This window comes from Solwaraspora sp. WMMB762, from assembly GCF_049179115.1.
GTDB lineage: Bacteria > Actinomycetota > Actinomycetes > Mycobacteriales > Micromonosporaceae > Micromonospora_E.
In genome coordinates, this window is the sequence record NZ_JBMHMD010000001.1 from 6,089,073 (window position 1) to 6,109,452 (window position 20,380).

A 20,380-nucleotide genomic window follows, 5' to 3' on the forward strand; every position below is an offset into this window, starting at 1 on the left:
AGGCCGGCGTGGATCGGCGTGGATCAGCGGGACAGCGGCGAGGATCAGCGGGGCTGCTGGCGGGCGCGGCTCAGCCGCGTCGGGTGGTGGTGGGTTTCGCCAGCGCTCGCATCGGTGGCTCCTCGGTCGTCACGGTGCCGTTCACGCTAAAGGCCGCTGGCCGGTGGCGGCAATCGGATTGTCATCGGTGCGGGCGCCCCGGGCGCGCCGGGAGGCGGCGTAGGTGACCGTACGGAGCCGTTGGATCAGCCCGCCGGTGCGCAGCCGCAGCGGAGGGTGACCGGTCGGATCGAAGGCGAGCGCGGCGTCGACAGCGGACGGCAGTGGCTCGCCGACGTCGATCCGACCGAACGTCCGCCAGTGGCCGGTGCCGGTGGCCGCCGCCAGCCGCAGCACGATCGGGCGACGGGCGGCGACATCGGCTAGCTGCTCGACCGCGCCGCCGAGGCGGCCCGGGGTGGCCGGCGACACGGCCAGGTAGATCCGGTGCCGACCGTGCCGCAACGACAGGATGCTGCCGTACGTGGTGGCGAAGTCGCGCCGGAGCAGTGGCAGGTGACGCAGTACCGGTGCTCGGCCGGCACTGGACACCAGCAGATCGACCGGGCGGTCCGGGGCGTGGACGCGGACCGCAAGGCCGAGGATGTCCGGCCAGCCGGGCGGGGTCGGGGTGCCCCGGGAGAAGCGGATGACGGCCGGCCAGCGCCCCGCCGGCAGGAACCATTCGGCGAGCGGTCCCCAGAGCTGGACCGCGCCGGTGAACGAGCAGCCGCGCGGGTGCAGCAGCCGACCGCCTCGCACGTGCGCCAGCCAGGCTCCGAAGGTCACGGCGCAAGGCGTACCCAGGTTCGGGGTGATCTACCGCCGATGGTCGGCGTCGGTGCCGTTCTGCTGTGGTTCCGGGCGCTGTTCCCGGCGGCCCCGGACCAGCTCGGTGGCGAGGGCGTCGAGCCGCTGGGCCCAGAAGTGCCGGTAGCGGCCGATCCATTCGTCGACCTCCCGCAGCGGTGCGACATCCACGGCATACAGCCGTCGGGTGCCGGCGGCGCGTACGGTGGTGAATCCGTTGTCCCGCAGCACCCGCAGATGCTGCGACACCGCCGGCTGGGAGATGCCGAACTCGGCCTGGACGACCGCGCCGAGGTCACCGGCGGAGCGCTCGCCGTCGGCGAGCAGCTCCAGGATCCGGCGTCGGACCGGGTCGCCGAGGACGTCGAACGCGTGCACCGGTCGAATCTATCCGTGGTGACTTATATAAGCAAAGGTGCCGGTCAGCCCAGGCCACCGGTGGCCGCTAGCTGCCGCGCTCACCGGCCGGCCGGGTCCATCGCCGGGTCCGGCCGCGTCGGATCGGCGACCAGCAGGCATGCTGGAGCCTGTTGATCGTGCGGCGTAGCCGACGTGGGTGTCCGGTACGGGCCCTGCCCGGAGGCCACCGAGGCGGGCGTCCGGGTCACCGCCGACCCGGGCACCAGCCAGATCGAGATCGTGCTCAGCGCGTAAGGAGAATCCCGACATGCCCGTATCATCACCGTCCGGCCCGGTCTTCCCCGGCAACTTCCTCTGGGGTACGGCGACCGCGTCGTACCAGGTCGAGGGGGCCGCCGCGGTGGACGGCCGGACGCCCTCCATCTGGGACACCTTCGCGCACACCCCCGGTCTGGTCACCAACGGCGACACCGGTGACGTGGCCTGCGACCACTACCACCGGCTGGAGGAGGACCTGGACATCCTCGCCGAGCTCGGCGTCGGCGCGTACCGGTTCTCGATCTCCTGGTCCCGGGTGCTGCCGGGCGGCGGCAGCCAGCTCAACCAGCGGGGCGTGGACTTCTACTCGGCGCTGGTCGACGGGCTGCGGGCCCGGGGGATCGCACCGGTCGCCACCCTCTACCACTGGGACCTGCCGCAGGAGCTGGAGGACGCTGGCGGCTGGCCGCACCGGGACACCGCCGAGCGGTTCGCCGAGTATGCCGGCCGGATGGGCGAGGTGTTCGGCGACCGGGTGCACACCTGGATCACCCTCAACGAGCCGTGGTGCTCGGCGTACCTGGGCTACGGCTCCGGGGTGCACGCCCCGGCGCGTACCGAGCCGGCCGCCGCGCTGGCCGCCGTGCACCACCTCAACCTCGGGCACGGTCTGGCGGTACGCGCGCTGCGGGCGAGCATCGACCCGGCGGCCCGGGTGAGCGTGACGTTGAACCTGCACCACGTGCGGGGCGAGTCGCCCGGCGACGCCGAGGCGGTCCGCCGGATCGACGCGCTGGCCAACCGGGCTTTCCTCGGGCCAATGCTGGACGGGGCGTACCCACGGGACCTGATCGACGACACCGCCGCGGTGACCGACTGGTCGTTCGTACGCGACGGCGACGAGGCGGCCGCGCACGCCCCGCTGGACCTGCTCGGGGTGAACTACTACAACCCGGTGCTGGTCCGCCAGTGGGACGGGGTGTCGCCGCGGTCGACCGCCGACGGGCACGCCGACGGGGCGGCCTCGCCGTGGATCGGTGTCACCGACGTCGAGTTCGTCACCCAGCCCGGCCCGTACACCCAGATGGGCTGGAACATCGACGAGACCGGGCTGACCGAGCTGCTGCTGCGGCTGCACCGCGACTACCCGGGGCTGCCGATGATGATCACCGAGAACGGGGCGGCGTTCGACGACGTGCTCGACGACGACGGCCGGGTCCGTGACCCGCGACGGGTCGACTACCTGCACCGGCACCTGACCGCGGTGGCCGAGGCGATCGACGGCGGCGCCGACGTGCGCGGGTACTTCGTGTGGTCGCTGATGGACAACTTCGAGTGGGCGCACGGGTACGGCAAGACGTTCGGCATCGTGCACGTCGACCGGCAGACGATGCGGCGTACCTGGAAGGAGAGCGCGCACTGGTACCGGCGGGTGGTGGCCGCGAACGCGCTGCCGGCCGCCCGCTGACCGGGCCGGTCGGCCCGGCGGTGCCGGTCGCCCCGGCGCTGCCGGCCGGCCGCTGACCGCGAACTGCCCGGATTCGGTTCACCTATCGACCTGATAATTCCGATCGACATGCTAGACATTGCCGGTCCGGTCCGGCACCCTCGACAGGGTGGACTGGGTATTGGTGCTGGCCGGTTGCGGCATCGGGATCATCGTCGGGCTGACCGGCATGGGCGGCGGGGCGCTGATGACCCCGATGCTGGTGATCTTCTTCGGCGTACCGCCGCTCGCCGCCGTCTCCAGCGACCTGGTGGTCAGCGCGGTGATGAAACCGGTCGGCGGGCTGGTGCACATCCGGCGGCGGACCGTGCACTGGTCGCTGGTCGGTTGGCTCTGCCTGGGCAGCGTGCCGAGCGCGTTCGCCGGCGTCCTGCTACTGCGCTCACTCGGCGACGGCGAGCGACTGCAGCAGGGCATCAAGGTGGCGCTCGGGGTGGCGCTGGTGCTGGCCGCCGCCGGCCTGGTCTTCCGCACCTACACCCGGATGGCCGAGCACGCCGCCCGCCGCCGGACCGGCACCGCCGGCCTGCCCGGCAGCGACACCGCGCCGGCCGAGCCGCCGCTGCGGGCCCGGCCGGCACCGACCGTGCTGATCGGCGCCGTCGGCGGTCTGATCGTCGGGATGACCAGCGTCGGCTCCGGTTCGCTGATCATCATCGCGTTGCTGATGCTCTACCCGCTGCTGCGGCCCGCCTTCCTGGTCGGCACCGACCTGGTGCAGGCGGTGCCGCTGGTGATCGCCGCCGCCGTCGGGCACCTGCTGTTCGGCGACTTCCGCCTCGACCTGACCACCTCGCTGCTGCTCGGGGCGGTGCCCGGGGCATGGCTCGGCGCACAGCTGTCGTCGCGGGCACCCGGCGGCCTGGTCCGTCGGGCGTTGACCCTGGTACTGCTGGCCAGTGCCATGAAACTGCTGGGCGTGCCGGACATCCCGCTGCTGGTGGCGCTCGCCGCCGTCGTGGTCGCCGGGTCATTCGGCTGGATGGCGGCCCGCCGCCGGCACGGCCTGCCCGCGCTGGCCCGTACCGAGCTGCGCGAGCCGGACCGGCCGGCCGACCGGGCCGAACCGCTGCGGGTCGGCGGCCGGTGACGGTCGGGATCCCGTGACGGTCGGGACCCCGTGACGGTCAGGACGGCTGCCACGGGCCGCTGACGAACCGGCCGTCCTCGTCGAACGGGTACGGGTTCGGCCGGCAGCCGCCCAGATCGGTGGTCTGCAGGCCCATCACCGGGGCCAACCGGCCCTGCCCGGCGCAGCCCATGTGGTCGAAGCCCAGGTAGTGGCCGATCTCGTGGTTGATCACACTGGTCTGGTACTCGTCGATGGTCACCGGGTAGCCGTCCGCGCCCTGCAGCCAGCGGCGCAGGTTGATCATGATGGTGGTGCCGAACCGGCAGGAGAAGACGCCGGCCGTGGTCAGCCCGACCTGACCGCACAGCCGGTCGACGGTCTGCGGGGTGGCCAGCCGAATCCGTACGTCGTAGCTGTTTCCGCCGACCCGCCGGAATGACCACGACGCCCGGTTCAACCCGACGCTGCGGTCGGTCACCGGGTGGAACCCCGACTCGGTCCAGCCACGGGAGGCGGCCAGGATGCCGTCCACCCGGTCGGCGAACCGCCGTACCGTCCACGGCTCCAGGCCGCCCCAGTCGATGCCCTGTTCGACCTCGACGCGGTAGGTGACGATCCGGGCACCGATGCCGATCCGGCCCGCCGCCCCGTCGGCGGCGGCGAAGCTGCCACTGGCCGAGCCGGGGATCGCCGAATCCGGCGGCACGGTCGGTGTCGGGCTCGGCGTGGGGCTCGGGCTCGGGCTCGGGCTGGCGCTCGGCGTCGGGCTGGACCCGGCGGCGTCCGCCGTCGCGCTCGGGCCGGTCGGATCGGCCGTCGCCGGCCGCCCGCCGGCCGCACCCGGTGCCGGCAGCCACTGTGGTTGCGCCGGGGCGGTGCCACAACCGACCAGTACGCCGGCAGCCAGCACCGCTGTCAGCAGCGCCGCCGGGACCGGATATCGCCCGATACGCACCTTCAGTCAACCCCCCTCGGCGACGTCAAGCCACCCAACCACAGCGACGGCGTCCGCCCCACCCCAGGTGACCTGTGGTGACCCGGATCGCACGCGGCCGGACAACCGCCACGCGGTCACCGCGTGACTGCCGTCCGCCGAGGACGTTGGCTAAGGTCGATCCGATGCACCGGATCGACGACACGGCGCCCGCGGCGCGCTGGGAAGACGCCTTCCTCACTGGCAACGGCGAGTACGGGCTGATGGTGTACGGCGATCCGACCGCCGAACGGATCGTGGTCGACCACCACCGGTTCGTGCTGCCCAACGGCACCCGCGACCTGCGGCCACCGGAGCTGGCCGGGGTCATCGAGCAGGTCCGGGACCTGATTCTGGCCGGCCGACGGGCCGAGGCCGGCCGGCTGCTGGCCGGGGGCCGGCAGCTGGAGTGGACCCAGTCGTTCCACCCCGGCTACGCGCTGACCGTCGACGAACCGACCATCGCCGGCCGGCATGTCGACCCGGCGCCACTGCCCGCCGACTACCTGCGTACCACGGATTTCATCACCGGCGAGATCACCGTGCGGTGGGCCGGCGACCGCACCCGGCGAGCCTTCGTCTCCCGCGCGGACCGGGTCGCCGTGGTCCGACTCGCCGCCGGCGAATGCCTGCTCGGTGCCACCGGCGACCTGCCCGGCCGGCCGCCCGACGTCAGCTACGACATCACCGCCTACCGGCGGGACGGATATGCGTTCCTGCGGGTCCGGGGCAGCTATCCGGCCGGCCTCGGGGCGTACGGCTTCGAAGGGCTGACCCTGGTGACCGGCGACACCGAGATCGTCGGCGACCGGATCCTGATCGGCGGGGACGCGTCGGCGCTGACCGTGCTCGACCGCTACGACGCACCGGGCTGGGGCACCGAGGCGTTGCACGCCCGACTCGCCGGGCTGGCCGACGCCGACTACCAGCGGCTGCTGGCCCGGCACGTCGCCCTGCACCGGCCGATGTACCAGCGGGTCGAGCTGCGGTTGCGGGTCGACGAGGCCGACCGGCGCCGTCCGGTCGGTGAGCTGCTCGACGCCCAGCGCGCCGACGGTGAGCGGCTGCTCCCCACGCTGCTGGAACGGCTGTTCCACGCCGGCCGGTACCTGCTGATCAGCTCCAGCGGGGTGCTGCCGCCCCGGCTGACCGGGCTCTGGCTCGGCTCCTGGGACGCCGCCTGGGCCGGCGACTTCACCACCGACGCCAATCTGAACCTGCAGCTGGCCGGGGCGAACATCGGCGCGTTGCCGGAGGTGACGGCGGCGCACCGACGGTTGATCGCCGGCCAGGTCGACGACTGGCGGCGCAACGCGCGGGCGGTGTACGGCGGCCGTGGCCTGCTCGCGCCGGGGCGCACCGACGGCGAGCACGGGCACCTGTTCCACTTCTGCGACGAGTGGCCCTGGCCGGCCTGGCTGCCCGGCGCCCACTGGCTGCTGTACCCGCTGTGGGAGCACCACCTGGTCACCGGGGAGCCGTTGGGGGAGGCAGCCGGTTGGCTGGTCGAGGCGGCCGAGTTCTTCGAGGACTTCCTCACCCGGGTCGGCGACGACGGCCGGTACGTGATCGTGCCGTCGTTCTCCGCCGAGACCGGGCCGCCCGACGAGCACGACGTGCCGGTCTACCCGGCGGTGAACGCCACCATGGACATCGCCGCCGCCCGGCACGCGATGCGGGTCGCGGGCGGGTTGACCGGTGCGTCCCGGTGGGCCGACCTGGCCGCGCGGCTGCCCGGGTACCTGGTGGACGAGCGGGGCGCGCTGGCCGAGTGGGCCTGGCCCGGCTACCGCGCCGACGACGACCACCGGCACGTCAGCCACCTCTACCCGGTCTGGCCGCTGCACGAGATCACCCCGGACGGCACCCCGGAGCTGGCCCGCGCGGCCCACCGGGCCCTGGCGGTACGCGGCGACGAGAACCTGTCCGCGCACGGCAGCCTGCACCGGGCGCTGGTCGCCGCCCGGCTGCGCGACGCCGACCTGGCCGCCGCCAACCTGCGGAAGATCCTCTGCGCGGACATGTTCTTCCGGTCGTTGATGAGCGCCCACAATCCGGGTCTGCAGACCTACAACGCCGACGCCGTGCACGCGCTGCCCGGCGTACTGATCGAGATGCTGGTCGATTCGCGCCCCGGGTCGCTGCACCTGCTGCCGGCCTGGCCGGTCGAGCTGCCCGGCGGCACCCTGCGCGGGGTGACCTGCCGGGGCCGGATCACCGTCGAGGAGCTGACCTGGGACGCCACGACGCTGCGGGTCCGGCTCCGCTCGGCGCTCACCCAACAGGTGACGGTACGCAGCCCGTACGGTGCGAGGGCGGTGGACCTGCCCGCCGATGAGCCGGTGGAGCTTTCCCTGCATACTTAGGCGATGCTTACCTCACTCCGCGCCGGTCGGGGTGAGCGCGTCGGACAAGGCGTGACCCAAAGTGGTGGAGGGGTGACCGTTGGTCGGCGGCTTGGCGGGCTGCTGGTCGCCGTACTGCTGCTCGCCCTGACCGTCTTCGCCAGCCTCGCCCTCGGATCCCGTGACATCGCCCTGCCGGTGGTGGTCGAGGCGCTGGTCGACCGCGACCCGGCGGTCAACGACCACGTCGTCATCTGGGACCTGCGGCTGCCCCGGACCGTGATCGGGCTGCTCGCCGGTCTCGCGCTCGGCCTGTCCGGCGGGCTCATGCAGGGACTGACCCGAAACCCGATCGCCGACCCCGGCCTGCTCGGCATCAACGCTGGCGCGTCACTTGCCGTCGTCGTCGCGATCACCTGGCTCGGCATCGGCACCACCGCCGGCTACATCTGGTTCGCGTTCGGCGGGGCGACCCTCGCCGCGCTGCTCGTCTACGGCATCGGGTCGATGGGCGGCGACGGCGCGACCCCGGTGAAACTCGCCATCGCCGGCTCGGCGCTCACCGCCGTGCTCACCTCGCTGATCACCCTGGTGCTGCTGACCAACCTGCAGACCCTGGAACGCTACCGGTTCTGGCAGGTCGGCTCGCTGGTCGGGCGGGACCTCGACACCGCCCGTACGGTGCTGCTGTTCATCGCCGTCGGCACCCTGCTGGCGCTGGTCTCCGGCCGGGTGCTCAACGCGCTCAGCCTCGGCGACGACGTCGCCCACGGGCTCGGCCAGCACGTGGTTCGGGACCGGGCGGTCATCATGACCGCGACCGTGCTGCTCTGCGGCTCGGCGACGGCGCTTACCGGACCGATCGTCTTCGTCGGGCTGGTCGTGCCGCACGCCGCCCGTTGGGTGACCGGGCCGGACTACCGGTGGATTCTCGCGTACAGCGCGGTGCTCGGTGCCGCCCTGCTGGTCGCGGCCGACGTGCTCGGCCGGCTGATCGCGCCGCCCGGCGAGGTCGAGGCCGGCCTGGTCGTGGCGTTCCTCGGCGCACCGGTGCTGATCGCCCTGGTCCGCCGCTCCCGATTGGCCAGCGTGTGACCGCTGGTCTCGAGCTTCCCGCGCTGGGCCGGTTGCGGCGTCGCCGACGCCGCCGGGCCACCGTGGTGCTGGCCGGGTTGGCCGGGGTCGTTGCGATCTTCGCCCTGCTCAGCCTCAGTCTCGGCGCCTACCAGATCTCGTTGGACGGGGTGCTCCGCACCCTGATCGGGCAGGGCAGCGGCCGCGACGACTTCATCATCCTCAGTCTGCGGCTGCCCCGACTGGTCGCCGGGATTCTGGCCGGTGCCGCGTTCGGCCTGGCCGGCGGCATCTTCCAGACCCTGTTGCGCAACCCGCTGGCCAGCCCGGACATCATCGGCGTCACCGGCGGGGCCAGCGCCGCCGCGGTGTTCGCACTGGTCACGCTCGGTGCCGGCAGCCTCGGCGTGTCGGTCGCCGCGTTCGTCGGCGCGGCCGGTACGGCGACCGCCGTGTACCTGCTCTCCTGGCGGGGCGGGCTGACCGGGTACCGGTTCGTGCTGGTCGGCATCGCCGCCGCGTTCATGGCGCACGGTGTCCTCGGTTACCTGCTGACCCGGGGAGAGGTACGCGAGGCGCAGACGGCGTTGTCGTGGATGGTCGGCAGCCTGGGCAGCGCCCGCTGGCCGGAGATCGCCGTCCTGGCGACGCTGCTCGGCGTGTTGACCCCGGTGCTGCTGGCGTTGCGTCCGGCGCTCGGGCTGCTGCAGTTCGGCGACGACACCGCGACCGGCCTGGGGGTGCGGCTGGAACGCAGCCGGATCAGTCTGCTGGCGATCGCGGTGGCCCTCGCGGCAGTGGCGACCGCGGTGACCGGACCGATCGCGTTCGTGGCGTTCGTCGCCATGCCGATCGCCCGGCGGATGATGCGCTCCGGAGCCCCGGTGCTGCTACCGGCAGCGCTGGTCGGCGTACTCGTGGTGACCGGGGCGGACCTGGTCGCCCAGCACCTGCTGCCCGGCAACGTCAAGACCCCGGTCGGCATCGTCACCGCGGTGATCGGCGGGCCGTATCTGCTGTGGTTGCTCGCTACCGCTGGCCGGAATCACGGCTCGGTAACCAGAATTACATAGGCTAGCCAAACCTAACTTGCCCGTGGTTGCATGTGCTGACCTTCGCGGACGACCCGCGCTCGTAGGAGAGACAGTGATCAGCAGAAAACTCAGCCGCGTCCTTTTCGCCGCCCCGCTCGCCCTCACCATCGGCCTGACCGCGTGCGGCTCCGGTGACGACTCCAGCACCGATGACGCCGCGACCGGTGGCAGCTCGGCCGGGTTCCCGGTGACCATCGAGCACGCCCTCGGTGAGACCACTATCGAGGACACTCCGACCCGGGTGGTCGCCTGGGGCTGGGGCAGCGCCGACGCCGCTATCGCGCTCGACGTGGTGCCGGTGGCCATCCCGTTCCAGAGCTACGGCGGTGACGCCAACGGCGTACTGCCGTGGATCGCCGAGAAGCTCGACGAGACCGGCGCCGAGGTGCCCACCGTACTGCCGGACGCCCAGGAACCGCCGTTCGACGAGATCGCCGCCGCCGACCCGGACCTGATCCTCGCCGTCTACTCCGGTATCGACCAGGAACAGTACGACCTGCTCAGCCAGATCGCGCCGACGGTCGCCTACCCGGGTGAGGCGTGGGCCACCCCGTGGCGTGACCTGATCACCACCGTCGGCACCGCGCTCGGCAAGAGCGGCGAGGCGCAGACGCTGCTGGACGACATCGACGCGCAGATCGCCACCAAGGCCGAGGAGAATCCGCAGCTGGCCGGCAAGAGCGTCGCCATGGTCTGGGACTCCGCCGGCACCTTCTACGTCTACAAGGAGGCCGACCCGCGGGTCGAGTTCGCCCTCGACCTCGGGATGACCGGCGCGCCCAGCGTCAACGAACTCGGCACCGACGAGTCGACGTTCTACTTCACCATGAGTTACGAGCAGCTCGACCAGCTCACCTCGGATGTGCTGGTGTCGTTCGCCACCACTCAGGAGGAACAGGACGCGTTCCTGTCCTCGCAGGCCGCGCAGACCATGCCGCAGATCCAGTCCGGGGCGGTCGCCTCGCTGGTCGGTGCCGAGTTCATCGCCTCGGTGTCGCCGCCCACCGCGTTGTCGGTCACCTGGGGCCTCGACGAGTACGTCGCCGCACTCGCCGAAGCCGCCGACAAGGTCGACGCCGCTTCCTGAACGACCATCCGGCTCGATCCGATCCGACCCGACCCGATCCGGCCCGGCTCGACCCGACCGAGCCGGGTCGGGCGGGCCGGGTCAGAGCTCGTAGTGCCAGATGCTGATCGCGTCGGCACCCAGCCGGCAGACGATCGTGCTGCGGTCGCCGACACAGCCGCCGACCGGTCCGGGAACGCTACCGACCATGCGTACCGTCTCCGGACCGGCCGGCGCCAGTACCGCGAGCCAGGCCGGTCCGGTCTCGGTCGGCTGCCGGTAGCCGACGAACGTGGCGTCGCCGCGCCCCTCCAACTCGGTCTCCCATGCGCTCAACGGCAGCAGGGTCCGTCCGGTCCCCGGGTCGATGATCCGCCCGCTGCCCGAACCCGCGTCGGCGCTGGCGTCCGCCACCGTCGCCGACGCGGGATATCCACGACCGTCGCCGTCTGCCGCGGCGCCGGACCCGCCGTCGGGCGACACGCTGTACGCCACCAGATAGCTGTCGAAGTCGACCACCAGGTCGGCCGGCACCCGCCAGACCGTCCGGCCGGTCACCGGGTCGACCGCCTCGATCCGGGAGTCGTCCGGAAAGCAGATCAGCTCGCCGCACCCGGTGATCCGGCCGGGTCCGTACCGCACCGGCCGGTGCCACAGCTGCCGCAACGTCGCCGGGTCGTAGCCGGTGACTCCCAGCTCACCGCCGCGCCACTGACGCACCAGCAGCGTGCCGGCCATGCTGTCCGGCCGGGACACCTCACCCAGATCGGCGGTACGCAGCACCGTGCCGTCGCGCCCGTCGCGTACCTCCGCCCGGCCGTCGGTGCCGACCAACAGCGCCTGCCCGGCGGACCCGGCCAGCACCTCGGTCGGCACGGCCAGATCGGCCCGCCACAGCTCGTCGCCGGTCGCCAGGTCGACGGCGCGCAGCGTCGACGAGGTGGCGCCGGCGCCGTCCGGCTCGTCGATCAGCGCGGTACGCCCGTCGTCGGTCAGCACCAGCCCGTCGGGTGCCACCCACCGGGTCTGCCCGGTCTGCGCGTCCAGGATCACCGTCGAGCCGGTGCCCGGACCGGACCTCGGGCCGACCAGCACCACGTCACCGGTCTGGCGTACCTGCCGCAGCCGCCAACTCGCCGCGTCGAACGGCACCGTCCACCGCAGCTCGCCGTCCAGCACGTCGTACGCGGACAGTTGCCAGGTGGTCGCCGCGCCCTGCGCGGCGGCCGAGGTGACCAGCAGCCGGTCCCCGGCGAGCACGATGTCCCGGGCCTTCACCTGATGGCTGGCGACCTGGACGAGCAGCGGACCGCTGGGCGGGGCCGCGCCGGTCAGGCCGGCGAGCAGCGCCAGGCCGACGACGGCGGCGAGCGGGCGGATCCGGTTGGCGGCCAGCCGTACCCGCTGCGGTGACCGCCACCACCGCCCAGCCGGTGGCGGCGGCGGCACCTCGGGGTGGCTGGCCAGACCCAGCTCGATGACCATGTGCTCCACACTCTTTCCTGTCGCGGCCGGTGTCCAGCGGCCGGGCGCGAGGTGCCCGTCGACCATAATTACGGCATGGACGACGCCCTGGCTCATCCGTCCCGTCGAACCCGGTGGCTGCGCCGCAAGCTGGCCGTCTGCGCCGCTGCGGCGGTCGCGGTCGCGCTGCTGGTCACCGGCAGCGGCTACTGGGTGCGGGCCTCGGCGGCCGAGCACGTCTACGAGCTGGCCAGCGTGCCCGCCGCGCCGGTCGCCCTGGTCCTCGGGGCGCAGGTCCGGCCGGACGGTACGCCGTCGGAGTTCCTGGCCGGTCGGCTGGAGGTGGCCCGGCGGCTGGTCGAAGCCGACCTGGTCCGGGCGGTGCTGGTCTCCGGCGACCACCGGGAGTGGGACTACGACGAGCCGGGCGCGATGCGGCGCTGGCTCATCGACCGGGGCGTGCCGGCGGACCGGATCGTGCAGGACCACGCCGGTCTGGACACCTACGACTCGTGCCTGCGGGCGCGCCGCGTCTTCGGCGTGGACCAGGCGATCGTGGTGACCCAGAGCTTCCACATCGAGCGGGCGGTCACGGTCTGCCGGCGGGTCGGCGTGGACGCGGTCGGCGTCGGCGACGACTCGGTACGCCGCTTCGAGCGGGCCTGGCGCTGGGGCGCGTTCCGGGAGCGGTTCGCTGCGGTCAAGGCCGCGTACGACGTGCTGGTGGGCCGGGACCCGGCGCTACCCGGCCCACCCGAGACCAGCCTTGACGACGCCCTGCGCGAGTGAGTCTGCGGCATCAGGGGCATTTTGTCCGGTAAAACCTTGGTTGTCGCGGCTGGCTATGCGCGCCGCGCATCAGCTATGCGCGATGCGCATATACTGACCGCCGAGCGTGTAGAGACGTCGCATAGGGAGTTGGATGTCGGAAGTAGGGGCAGCGCCGGATCTGGCTGATTGGATCGCCCGGTTGATCGAAGACGGCGAGACGTACGAGGTCGAGTTCAAGGGTGAACGGCGGGAGCGACTCAATGACCGTGACCTGGTGGAGGCTGTCGTGTGCCTCGCCAACGGAAGTGGCGGGGTGTTGCTCGTCGGCGTCGAGGGCGACGGGGTGGTCAGCGGAGCGCGTGCTCGGCACGAGGCTGGCGGCACGGATCCGCTGCGGGTTCAGGCTCTGATCGCGAACATGACGCAGCCTCCACTCTCGGCTGTAGTGCGCGTTGTCTGTATCCGGGGGCGTGACGTGCTTGTTGTCGAGGTTCCGGACAGTCCCCGAGTGGTTGGGACGACCCGAGGGACCTATGTTCGGCGGGCGATTGCTGGTGACGGTAGTCCGACATGTGTCCCGTATCATGCTCACGAGATGCTCGCTCACGAGGTGGACCGTGGCGCCGTTGACTGGGCTGGCCTCCGAGTCGGTGGTGCCGGGTGGGAAGACCTGGATCCGCTAGAGTTCGAGCGGATGCGGCGATTGACAGCGGCTGCTGGCAATGGGTCTGATCGGATACTGGCATCCTTGTCCGATCGAGAAATAGTGAACGCTCTTGGGCTCGCCGGGCGTAGCGGCGATATCTCGACGGGGGCTCTGCTGCTGTTCGGTAAGGTTCCTGCGCTGCGTAGGTATCTTCCGACTCATGAAGCAGCATTTCAGGTGGTTAACGGGATGCAAGTTGAGGTCAACGAGTTCTTCGCCTATCCGCTTCTCCGGCTGGCCGAGGAATTCTCGCTGCGGTTTCGCGCTCGTGTCCGAGAAGACGAGCTCGAATTCGGGTTGCTTCGGGTAGCCGTAGCTTCATACTCGGAGGTTGCGTTCCGAGAGGCGCTGGCGAACGCGTTGATTCATCGCGACTACACTCGTCGAGGGGCGGTGCATGTTCAGTGGGCGGAGGATCAGCTCGAGATTTCTAGTCCTGGAGGGCTGCCGACTGGCGTGAGGATCGACAATCTCCTCGTCGCACCGCCGCACCCTCGTAGTCCACTCCTTGCGGACGCTTTCAAGCGGACCGGACTGGTAGAGCGAACCGGTCGAGGCATCAATCGGATGTATGCCGAGCAGCTGCGTCTCGGGAAGCCGGCACCGGATTACGGAAGGACGACCGATACACACGTTGTGGCAATCCTGCCTGGTGGGCCGGCGAATATTTCGATGACGAGGTGGGTGTTGGAGCAGGAGCGGCGGCTAGGTGCGCCGCTTGGGCTCGGCGAACTTCAGGTGCTTACCGAGTTGGTGCGGGAGCGACAGGCTTCAACACATGACCTCGCCGATCTCGTCCAGCGTACGGAGAGCGAGGCACGGAATCTGCTGGCTCGGATGGTCGAGCGAGGCTGGGTCGAGGCGCGTGGCAGTGGAAAGGGACGTACCTGGCACCTATCTGCCGTAGTATATCGCGTTTTGGGTGTTCCGTCAGGTTACGTTCGAATGAAAGGATTCGAGTCGCTTCAGCAGGAGCAGATGGTTTTGCAGTACGTGTCGGCTCATGGCCGGATTACCCGGGCACAAGCAGCAGATCTCTGCTCTCTCGCACCCGATCAGGCAAGTCGTTTGCTGCGGAGGCTTGCGAGGGAAGGCAAGCTCCTGCAGCAGGGGGAAAGGCGGTGGGCCAGTTACGTTCGGCCGGACGGCTGACCCGTCTTGACTCCCTGTGGTCATGCCTGCCGCTCGGCGCAGCGTGCTGGCCGTTCGTCGCTGGGGCCACGGCGCGCGTCGGACCGGCACTCCGATGAACATCTAGATTGATGTACGTAGATGTTCATCGAAGGGAGTTTTTCCATGACCTCGACCGTCCGTCGATGTACGGCGGCGCTGGCGGCCGCGCTGCTGGTCGCCGTCGCGCTCGCGATCGGCAACGGCGCCAACGCCCAGGCGTCCGCCGTGCGGATCATGCCGCTCGGCGACTCGATCACCGACGGCTTCAACGTGCCCGGCGGCTACCGCATCGACCTGTGGCAGAAGTTCCAGGCCGGTGGGTACACTGTAGACTTCGTCGGATCCCAGTCCAACGGGCCGGCCAGCCTGCCCGACCGGAACCACCAGGGCCACTCGGGCTGGCGGATCGACCAGATCGACGCCAACATCGTCAACTGGCTGAACGCCTCCGACCCGCAGACGATCCTGCTGCACATCGGCACCAACGACATCACCCAGAACCGGGACCTGCCGAACGCGCCGAACCGGCTCGCCGCGCTGATCGACAAGATCACCAACACCGCGCCGGACGCCCACCTGTTCGTCGCCACGATCATCCCGGCCAGCTTCAGCGACGCTCAGTTCCGCGCGTACAACTCGGCGATCCCGCAGATCGTGCAGAGCCGGGCGAACGCCGGCCGCCGGGTGCACCTCGTCGACATGTACTCGGCGCTCACCACCGCCGACCTGGCCGACGGCGTGCATCCGAACGCCACCGGGTACAGCAAGATGGCCACCAAGTGGTACGACGCGCTGCTGTCCGTACCCGGAAGTCTGAACCCCGGCGGCGGACCGAGCCCGAGCCCGACCACCACGCCGGACACGTCACCGACGCCGACCACGCCGCCACCGGCAACCACCCCACCGCCCGCGACCACCCCGCCACCGGGTGGTGGCTGCACCGCCACCGTCTCGCTCAACCAGTGGCCCGGCGGGTTCGTGGCGACCGTCCGGGTCACCGCCGGCGCGGCCGGACTCACCGGCTGGACCGTCGGGATGACTCTGCCCGGCGGTGCCAGCGTGACCAACGCCTGGAACGCCGACCGCAGCGGCAACAGCGGCCCGGTGCAGTTCCGCAACGTCAGCTACAACGGCCGGGTCGGTGCCGGACAGTCGACCGAGTTCGGCTTCCAGGGCACCGGCAGCGGCTCCGGCATGACCCCGTCCTGCGCCGCCAGCTGAGGCGACGTCCGTACCGGGGTGGGCGGTGGCGCCGTCCGGCACCGCCCACCCCGGTGGTGGTCGCGCACCGACGCGGATCAGGTGGGCAGCGGCCCACGCACGACGTCGGCGGTGGCAAGCGGGGGCCAGGCGTTGGCCAGCAACCGCTGAAAGTACGCCGGGAACCACTCGCCAGCCGGTGGTGCACCGGGCAGCGCGCCGGTGTCGTACGTGCCAGCGGCGTAGTCCGAGTCGCACCTCGGCTCGTACGGGTGAAACGCGTTGCCCCAGGTGCCGAAGCCGTCCGAGACGCCCGGCGCGGTGGCCCAGACGTACGCGTCGACGCCGGGTGCCGGCGCGGCCACCGGTCGTACGCCGATGCCCGCGTCGGCCAGGTTGCACCAGTTCGTCACCCGGGCCCGCCGATCCAGCCGGCCGGCCTCGACGTACTCCTCGGCACTGGTCCGCGGACCCGGCCCGCTCGGGCGCTCGGGACCGCCCCAGCCGTTGCGTGAGGTGTCCACCAGGATGCCAGCTGCCCGGGGGAACCCGGCGGCGGTCAGCCGGTGCCGCATCGCGGCCAGGTACGGCAGCACATCGACGACATCGCGTCCGGCCACCCAACTGCTGTGGGTCCGCACCGGCTCGCCGTTGATCACGTCGCGGGTCCGGAAGTACCGCTCCCGCAGTACCGAATAGTTGCCGACGTTGGCGATGAAGCCGTGCACCAGGTCGGGGGTGGCACCCGACTGGCCGGCCGTCAACTGGAGCAGCGACACCAGGTCGGCGGCGTCCGATGCCCGGCCGAGCTGCCCCGGGTGGCTCACGTCCAGGTACGGATAGACGTTGGGCAGCGGACCGAGCCGCGCCAGGGCGTAGCCGATGCCGAGCGGGTAGCTGCCGTACGCCAACACCTGGTCGCAGCCGAAGGTGGCATCCGGCCGGGGCGAGGTGTGGGTGACCAGATTGGCCAGTGAGTTCGGCTCGATGATGGCGACGATCCGTAGCCGCGCGTACGCCGGGTCGGCGAGGATCTGCGTGATCGGGTCGACGAACTCCGCCCGGTAGCGGGGTAGCTCGTCGTAGGCCAGCTCGCCGGTGGAGGCCAGCCGTTCGCAGTCGCGGCCCGGCAGGTCGTGCAGGACGAGCTGGATCAGATCGGCACCCTGGCGTAGCGCCTCGTCGAGGTGGTCCCGCAGGCCCATCCGGTCACCGGCGCGGTCGATGGCGGCGATGCGGTCCAGCCGTACGGCGGTCGGTTGGTCGGCGACCAGGTGGCCGCCCGGCTCGCCGGCGGCCAGTGCCGACCACTCGGGGTTGACATAGACCTGAGCGCCAGCGTACGGATTGTCCATCTTTACCAGGTGATGGACGCCGACCGGGTGACCGGGTCCGGCGGCAGCCGCGACGGCCCCGGCCAGGACCACGGCGGTGGTGACTGAGGCGGAGGTGGCCAGTGCCGCGCCGAAGCGGGTGGCCCACGGGAATCGTTGCCGAGTCATCATATCGACAAGTGTCAATGATCGCATGGCGCTTGGCCAGTGCCGGCGCCGGAGCCCGGTGGTCGGTCGCCGCTCTGCCCTGTTCGCAGAGGCGACCGAAGCGGTGGCCGGCGCATGGCGTGTCGGCCGGAACCTGGTGCGGTGGCCCTCGGGGTACCACCGCACCAGACTCGGCGGCCGAGGGATCAGCTGGCCAGGTACCCGAGGCGGCCTTCGACGATCTGCCCCTCGCAGTTGCTGGAGACGGAGTCGAAATGGTCGCCGCTGGACATCCGGCACCGGTAGAGCGTCCGGTACGACCCGGTCGGCGGTGACGTGTAGGCGTAGCCGATCCGCCCGATCACCTGCTGCCCTTCGCAGTTGGCGTCGAGCGACGTCATGTAGTCCCAGCCGCCGACCCGGCACTGGTAGAGCGCCCGGGTGCCGGAGACCTGGCTGTTCCGTACCGTGCCCAGCGCGTGCTCCCGCTGGTAGCCGGAGAGCGACGTGTCGGTGGAGCTGACGTGGTCACGGCCGTTCCAGAAGCGGTAGAGGACCGCGGTCGGCGATGGCGCGCCCTGGGCGACGAACAGCAGCCGGTTCGGTGAGCCGCTGCCCGGGTTGGTGATCCTGTTCGGCGTCGAGTTGGCGAACATCGTGCTGGCCACCTGCGCCGGGGACATGTTGGGGGTGGTGGCGAGGATCAGTGCCGCCGCGCCGGCCACGTGCGGTGCGGCCATCGAAGTGCCGCTGATCGTGTTGGTGGCGGTGTCGCTGGTGTGCCAGGCCGAGGTGATGCCTTCGCCGGGGGCGAAGATGTCGGTGCAACTGCCGTAGTTGGAGAACGACGCCCGGGCGTCCGTGCGGGTGCTGGCGTTGACGGTGATCGCCTCGGCGACCCGGGCCGGCGTGTAGTTGCAGGCGTTGGCGTTGCTGTTGCCGGAGGCGATCGCGTAGACCACCCCGTCGGCGATCGAGTTACGGACCGCGTTCTCGACGGTGGTGTTGCTCCCGGGACCGCCGAGGCTCATGTTCGCCACGGCGGGCACCCCGGGAGCGTGGTGGGCGGTGACCCAGTCCACTCCGGCGGCGACCCCGGAGAACGAACCCGATCCGGCGCAGTTGAGTACCTTGACGGCGACCAGCGCGACGCCCTTGGCGACCCCGTACTGCGATCCGCCGATGGTGCCGGCGACGTGCGTACCGTGGCCGTTGCAGTCGGTGTTGTTGCCGTCCCCGGTGGTGTTGGTGCCCCAGCTGGCGCGGCCGCCGAACGTGCTGTGGCTGGTGCGGATCCCGGTGTCGATGACGTACGCGCGGACGGTGGGCGCCGTGGTCGGGTAGGTGTAACGGTTGTCCAGCGGCAGGTCGCGCTGGTCGATCCGGTCGAGTCCCCACGACGGCGGGTTGGTCTGGGTGGCGACGGTGCGGACCACGCCGTCCTGCTCGACGTAGGCCACGTCGGGTCGGGCGGCGATTCGCCGGGCCGCCGACTCGCTCATCGTCGCGGCGAAGCCGCGCAGTGCGTGCGAGTAGACGTGCCGTACCTTCGCGCCGTACCGTGCCGCCAGGTCCGTGGTGCGCGCCTGGCTGCTCGCGGTCGCGCCGTCGGAGAAGACGACGATGTAGCTGCCGGCGATGGCGTCCGGGCTGTCGGCCCCGAGGATCTCGCCGGGGGCGGCGGAGGCGGGGGAGGCGGTTGCCGACAGCAGCAGGGCCGCTGCCGCGGCCATTACGCCGCTGGTGGCCGTCCTGCGGAACCAGGACGATCCGGGTCCACTCATCTTCGATCCCTTCTGGGTCACCTGCCTGCGGAGAAAACGCGGGCAGGCGGCAGCTACCGCTGCTCGGCTTAGTGCACTGGACAGCAGGACATTAACCTACGTTAATGATTGCTGTCCAGTGTCGACATGGCGGCAGAGGTCCGAAGATGAGTTGTTGGTTCGGGCCAGTGGCGTTTCAGGGGATTAGTTCGCGTAGCCAGCGCAGCTGCCGGCGGACCTGCTCCGCCTCGCCACCTTCGTGGCCGTTGAACGGATACGGGTGAATTTCCCGGTCCGGTGGATCCGGGCGCCCATTTCCGGCACCGTACTGGTTGTACGCGGCGAATACCGTGCTCGGTGGGCAGGTGGTGTCGCGTAGCCCGATACCGAAATGCGCCGGCGCCACCGCCATGCGGGCGAACGACACCCCGTCGAAGTAGGACAGGGTACGGCGTACCGCCGGCTCGGCGTCGCGGTGCACGGCGAGGTACCGGGCGACGTCGCCGTACGGCTCGTTGTCGGTGATCTCGATCGCCCGCTGCCAGTGGCAGCCGAACGGCGCGGTGCAGATCAGCGCGGCCAGGTCGTCGACCAGGCCGGCGACCGCCAGGGCGAGCCCGCCGCCCTGGCTGTTGCCGGCCGCGACCACCCGGGCCGGGTCGACGCCGGGCAGCGCGCGCACCGCGGCCACCGCGCGGACCGCGTCGGTGATCAGCCGGCGGTAGTAGTAGTCGGCCGGGTCGAGGATCCCGCGGGTCACCGGCCCGGGGCCACCGGCGGTGGTGGGGTGCGGGTCGGGGGTGTCCCCGCCGTTGCCGTACTGGTCGCCCTGGCCGCGGGCGTCCATCAGCAGGTGCGCGTAGCCGGCGACCGGCCAGGTCAGCCGCTCGTGTGGCAGGCCCCGGCCCCGCCCGTAGCCGAGGTACTCGACGACCGCCGGCAGCGGCGTGTCGACCCCGGCCGGGCGGGTGTACCAGGCGTTGACCGGGTCGCCGCCGAACCCGCGCAACGTCACCTGCCAGGTGTCCAGTAGGCGCAGGTCCGTTGGCTCCGGACGGACGTCGATCAGCACCTCACGGCTGGCGGCATCGTCCAGGGTCGACTTCCAAAATGTCGTAAAGTCAGCTGGTTCGGCCACAGATGGGCTGTACGTCGTAAGTTGCGGCAACGGCAGATCAAACGAGGGCACTGAATCTCCCAGGAATACAAGTACACGGTGGACAG

16 protein-coding genes and 1 pseudogene are annotated in these 20,380 nt (G+C 71.2%); 10 read left to right on the top strand and 7 right to left on the bottom strand.

Translation table 11 applies throughout. The features are described from left to right. Positions 1 to 141 precede the first annotated feature (141 nt). Together ACN27J_RS27390 and ACN27J_RS27395 are read right to left on the bottom strand one after the other, a co-directional pair. Positions 142 to 828 (bottom strand): phosphodiesterase, encoded by a 687-nt coding sequence (locus ACN27J_RS27390; RefSeq protein ID WP_421370617.1) that lies wholly within the window; start codon positions 826 to 828, stop codon positions 142 to 144. 30 nt (positions 829 to 858) lie between these two features. Beyond that, positions 859 to 1,227 (bottom strand): ArsR/SmtB family transcription factor, encoded by a 369-nt coding sequence (locus ACN27J_RS27395; protein WP_278174303.1) that lies wholly within the window; start codon positions 1,225 to 1,227, stop codon positions 859 to 861. A gap of 289 nt (positions 1,228 to 1,516) precedes the next feature. Here ACN27J_RS27395 and ACN27J_RS27400 point away from each other — a divergent pair, with 289 nt between their 5' ends. Next, positions 1,517 to 2,935 carry a GH1 family beta-glucosidase gene (locus tag ACN27J_RS27400; protein ID WP_278174305.1) on the top strand — a complete coding sequence of 473 codons (1,419 nt, stop codon included), beginning with the start codon at positions 1,517 to 1,519 and terminating at the stop codon, positions 2,933 to 2,935. A gap of 148 nt (positions 2,936 to 3,083) precedes the next feature. Then, positions 3,084 to 4,064 (top strand): sulfite exporter TauE/SafE family protein, encoded by a 981-nt coding sequence (locus ACN27J_RS27405; protein ID WP_421370620.1) that lies wholly within the window; start codon positions 3,084 to 3,086, stop codon positions 4,062 to 4,064. Positions 4,065 to 4,101: 37 nt separating this feature from the next. Here the strand turns inward: ACN27J_RS27405 and ACN27J_RS27410 are convergent, their stop codons facing one another. Next, positions 4,102 to 5,001 carry a DUF3152 domain-containing protein gene (locus ACN27J_RS27410; RefSeq protein WP_421370622.1) on the bottom strand — a complete coding sequence of 300 codons (900 nt, stop codon included), beginning with the start codon at positions 4,999 to 5,001 and terminating at the stop codon, positions 4,102 to 4,104. Between the two features lie 164 nt (positions 5,002 to 5,165). Between ACN27J_RS27410 and ACN27J_RS27415 the strand changes: the two genes are divergently transcribed. The 4 genes from ACN27J_RS27415 to ACN27J_RS27430 all read left to right on the top strand — a co-directional run bounded on the left by ACN27J_RS27415 (position 5,166) and on the right by ACN27J_RS27430 (position 10,619). Then, complete coding sequence (locus ACN27J_RS27415) at positions 5,166 to 7,385, top strand: glycosyl hydrolase family 95 catalytic domain-containing protein (RefSeq protein WP_421370624.1); 2,220 nt, start codon at positions 5,166 to 5,168, stop codon at positions 7,383 to 7,385. Positions 7,386 to 7,457: 72 nt separating this feature from the next. Continuing rightward, a complete protein-coding gene (locus ACN27J_RS27420; protein ID WP_421370627.1) occupies positions 7,458 to 8,459 on the top strand; it encodes a FecCD family ABC transporter permease in 1,002 nt (333 codons plus the stop codon). Beyond that, positions 8,456 to 9,511 (top strand): FecCD family ABC transporter permease, encoded by a 1,056-nt coding sequence (locus ACN27J_RS27425; protein WP_421370629.1) that lies wholly within the window; start codon positions 8,456 to 8,458, stop codon positions 9,509 to 9,511. The genes ACN27J_RS27420 and ACN27J_RS27425 overlap by 4 nt, the downstream gene beginning before the upstream one ends. 73 nt (positions 9,512 to 9,584) lie before the next feature. Next, the gene (locus ACN27J_RS27430; protein WP_421370631.1) at positions 9,585 to 10,619 is read left to right on the top strand and encodes an iron-siderophore ABC transporter substrate-binding protein; all 1,035 of its coding nucleotides are present in this window, start codon (positions 9,585 to 9,587) and stop codon (positions 10,617 to 10,619) included. Positions 10,620 to 10,700: 81 nt separating this feature from the next. Here ACN27J_RS27430 and ACN27J_RS27435 read toward each other — a convergent pair whose 3' ends face one another. Beyond that, complete coding sequence (locus ACN27J_RS27435; RefSeq protein WP_421372527.1) at positions 10,701 to 12,083, bottom strand: PQQ-binding-like beta-propeller repeat protein; 1,383 nt, start codon at positions 12,081 to 12,083, stop codon at positions 10,701 to 10,703. Positions 12,084 to 12,158: 75 nt separating this feature from the next. Between ACN27J_RS27435 and ACN27J_RS27440 the strand changes: the two genes are divergently transcribed. From ACN27J_RS27440 to ACN27J_RS27455, 4 genes and pseudogenes are all read left to right on the top strand, one after another. Further along, positions 12,159 to 12,851: a SanA/YdcF family protein gene (locus ACN27J_RS27440; RefSeq protein WP_278174316.1), complete on the top strand. Its 693-nt coding sequence runs from the start codon at positions 12,159 to 12,161 to the stop codon at positions 12,849 to 12,851. Positions 12,852 to 12,984: 133 nt separating this feature from the next. After that, positions 12,985 to 13,362, top strand: a pseudogene (locus tag ACN27J_RS27445) (helix-turn-helix domain-containing protein); the annotation flags it as partial. Between the two features lie 219 nt (positions 13,363 to 13,581). Next, positions 13,582 to 14,691 carry an ATP-binding protein gene (locus ACN27J_RS27450; protein WP_421372530.1) on the top strand — a complete coding sequence of 370 codons (1,110 nt, stop codon included), beginning with the start codon at positions 13,582 to 13,584 and terminating at the stop codon, positions 14,689 to 14,691. Positions 14,692 to 14,835: 144 nt separating this feature from the next. Next, entirely contained in the window at positions 14,836 to 15,933 is a 1,098-nt protein-coding gene (locus ACN27J_RS27455) for a GDSL-type esterase/lipase family protein (protein WP_421370634.1), read from the top strand. Positions 15,934 to 16,010: 77 nt separating this feature from the next. Here the strand turns inward: ACN27J_RS27455 and ACN27J_RS27460 are convergent, their stop codons facing one another. The 3 genes from ACN27J_RS27460 to ACN27J_RS27470 form a co-directional block, all read right to left on the bottom strand. After that, entirely contained in the window at positions 16,011 to 17,414 is a 1,404-nt protein-coding gene (locus ACN27J_RS27460) for a glycoside hydrolase family 6 protein (RefSeq protein ID WP_421370636.1), read from the bottom strand. A gap of 185 nt (positions 17,415 to 17,599) precedes the next feature. After that, positions 17,600 to 19,177: a S8 family peptidase gene (locus ACN27J_RS27465; RefSeq protein WP_421370637.1), complete on the bottom strand. Its 1,578-nt coding sequence runs from the start codon at positions 19,175 to 19,177 to the stop codon at positions 17,600 to 17,602. Between the two features lie 175 nt (positions 19,178 to 19,352). Beyond that, positions 19,353 to 20,345 (bottom strand): acetylxylan esterase, encoded by a 993-nt coding sequence (locus ACN27J_RS27470; RefSeq protein WP_421370638.1) that lies wholly within the window; start codon positions 20,343 to 20,345, stop codon positions 19,353 to 19,355. Positions 20,346 to 20,380: the final 35 nt, after the last annotated feature.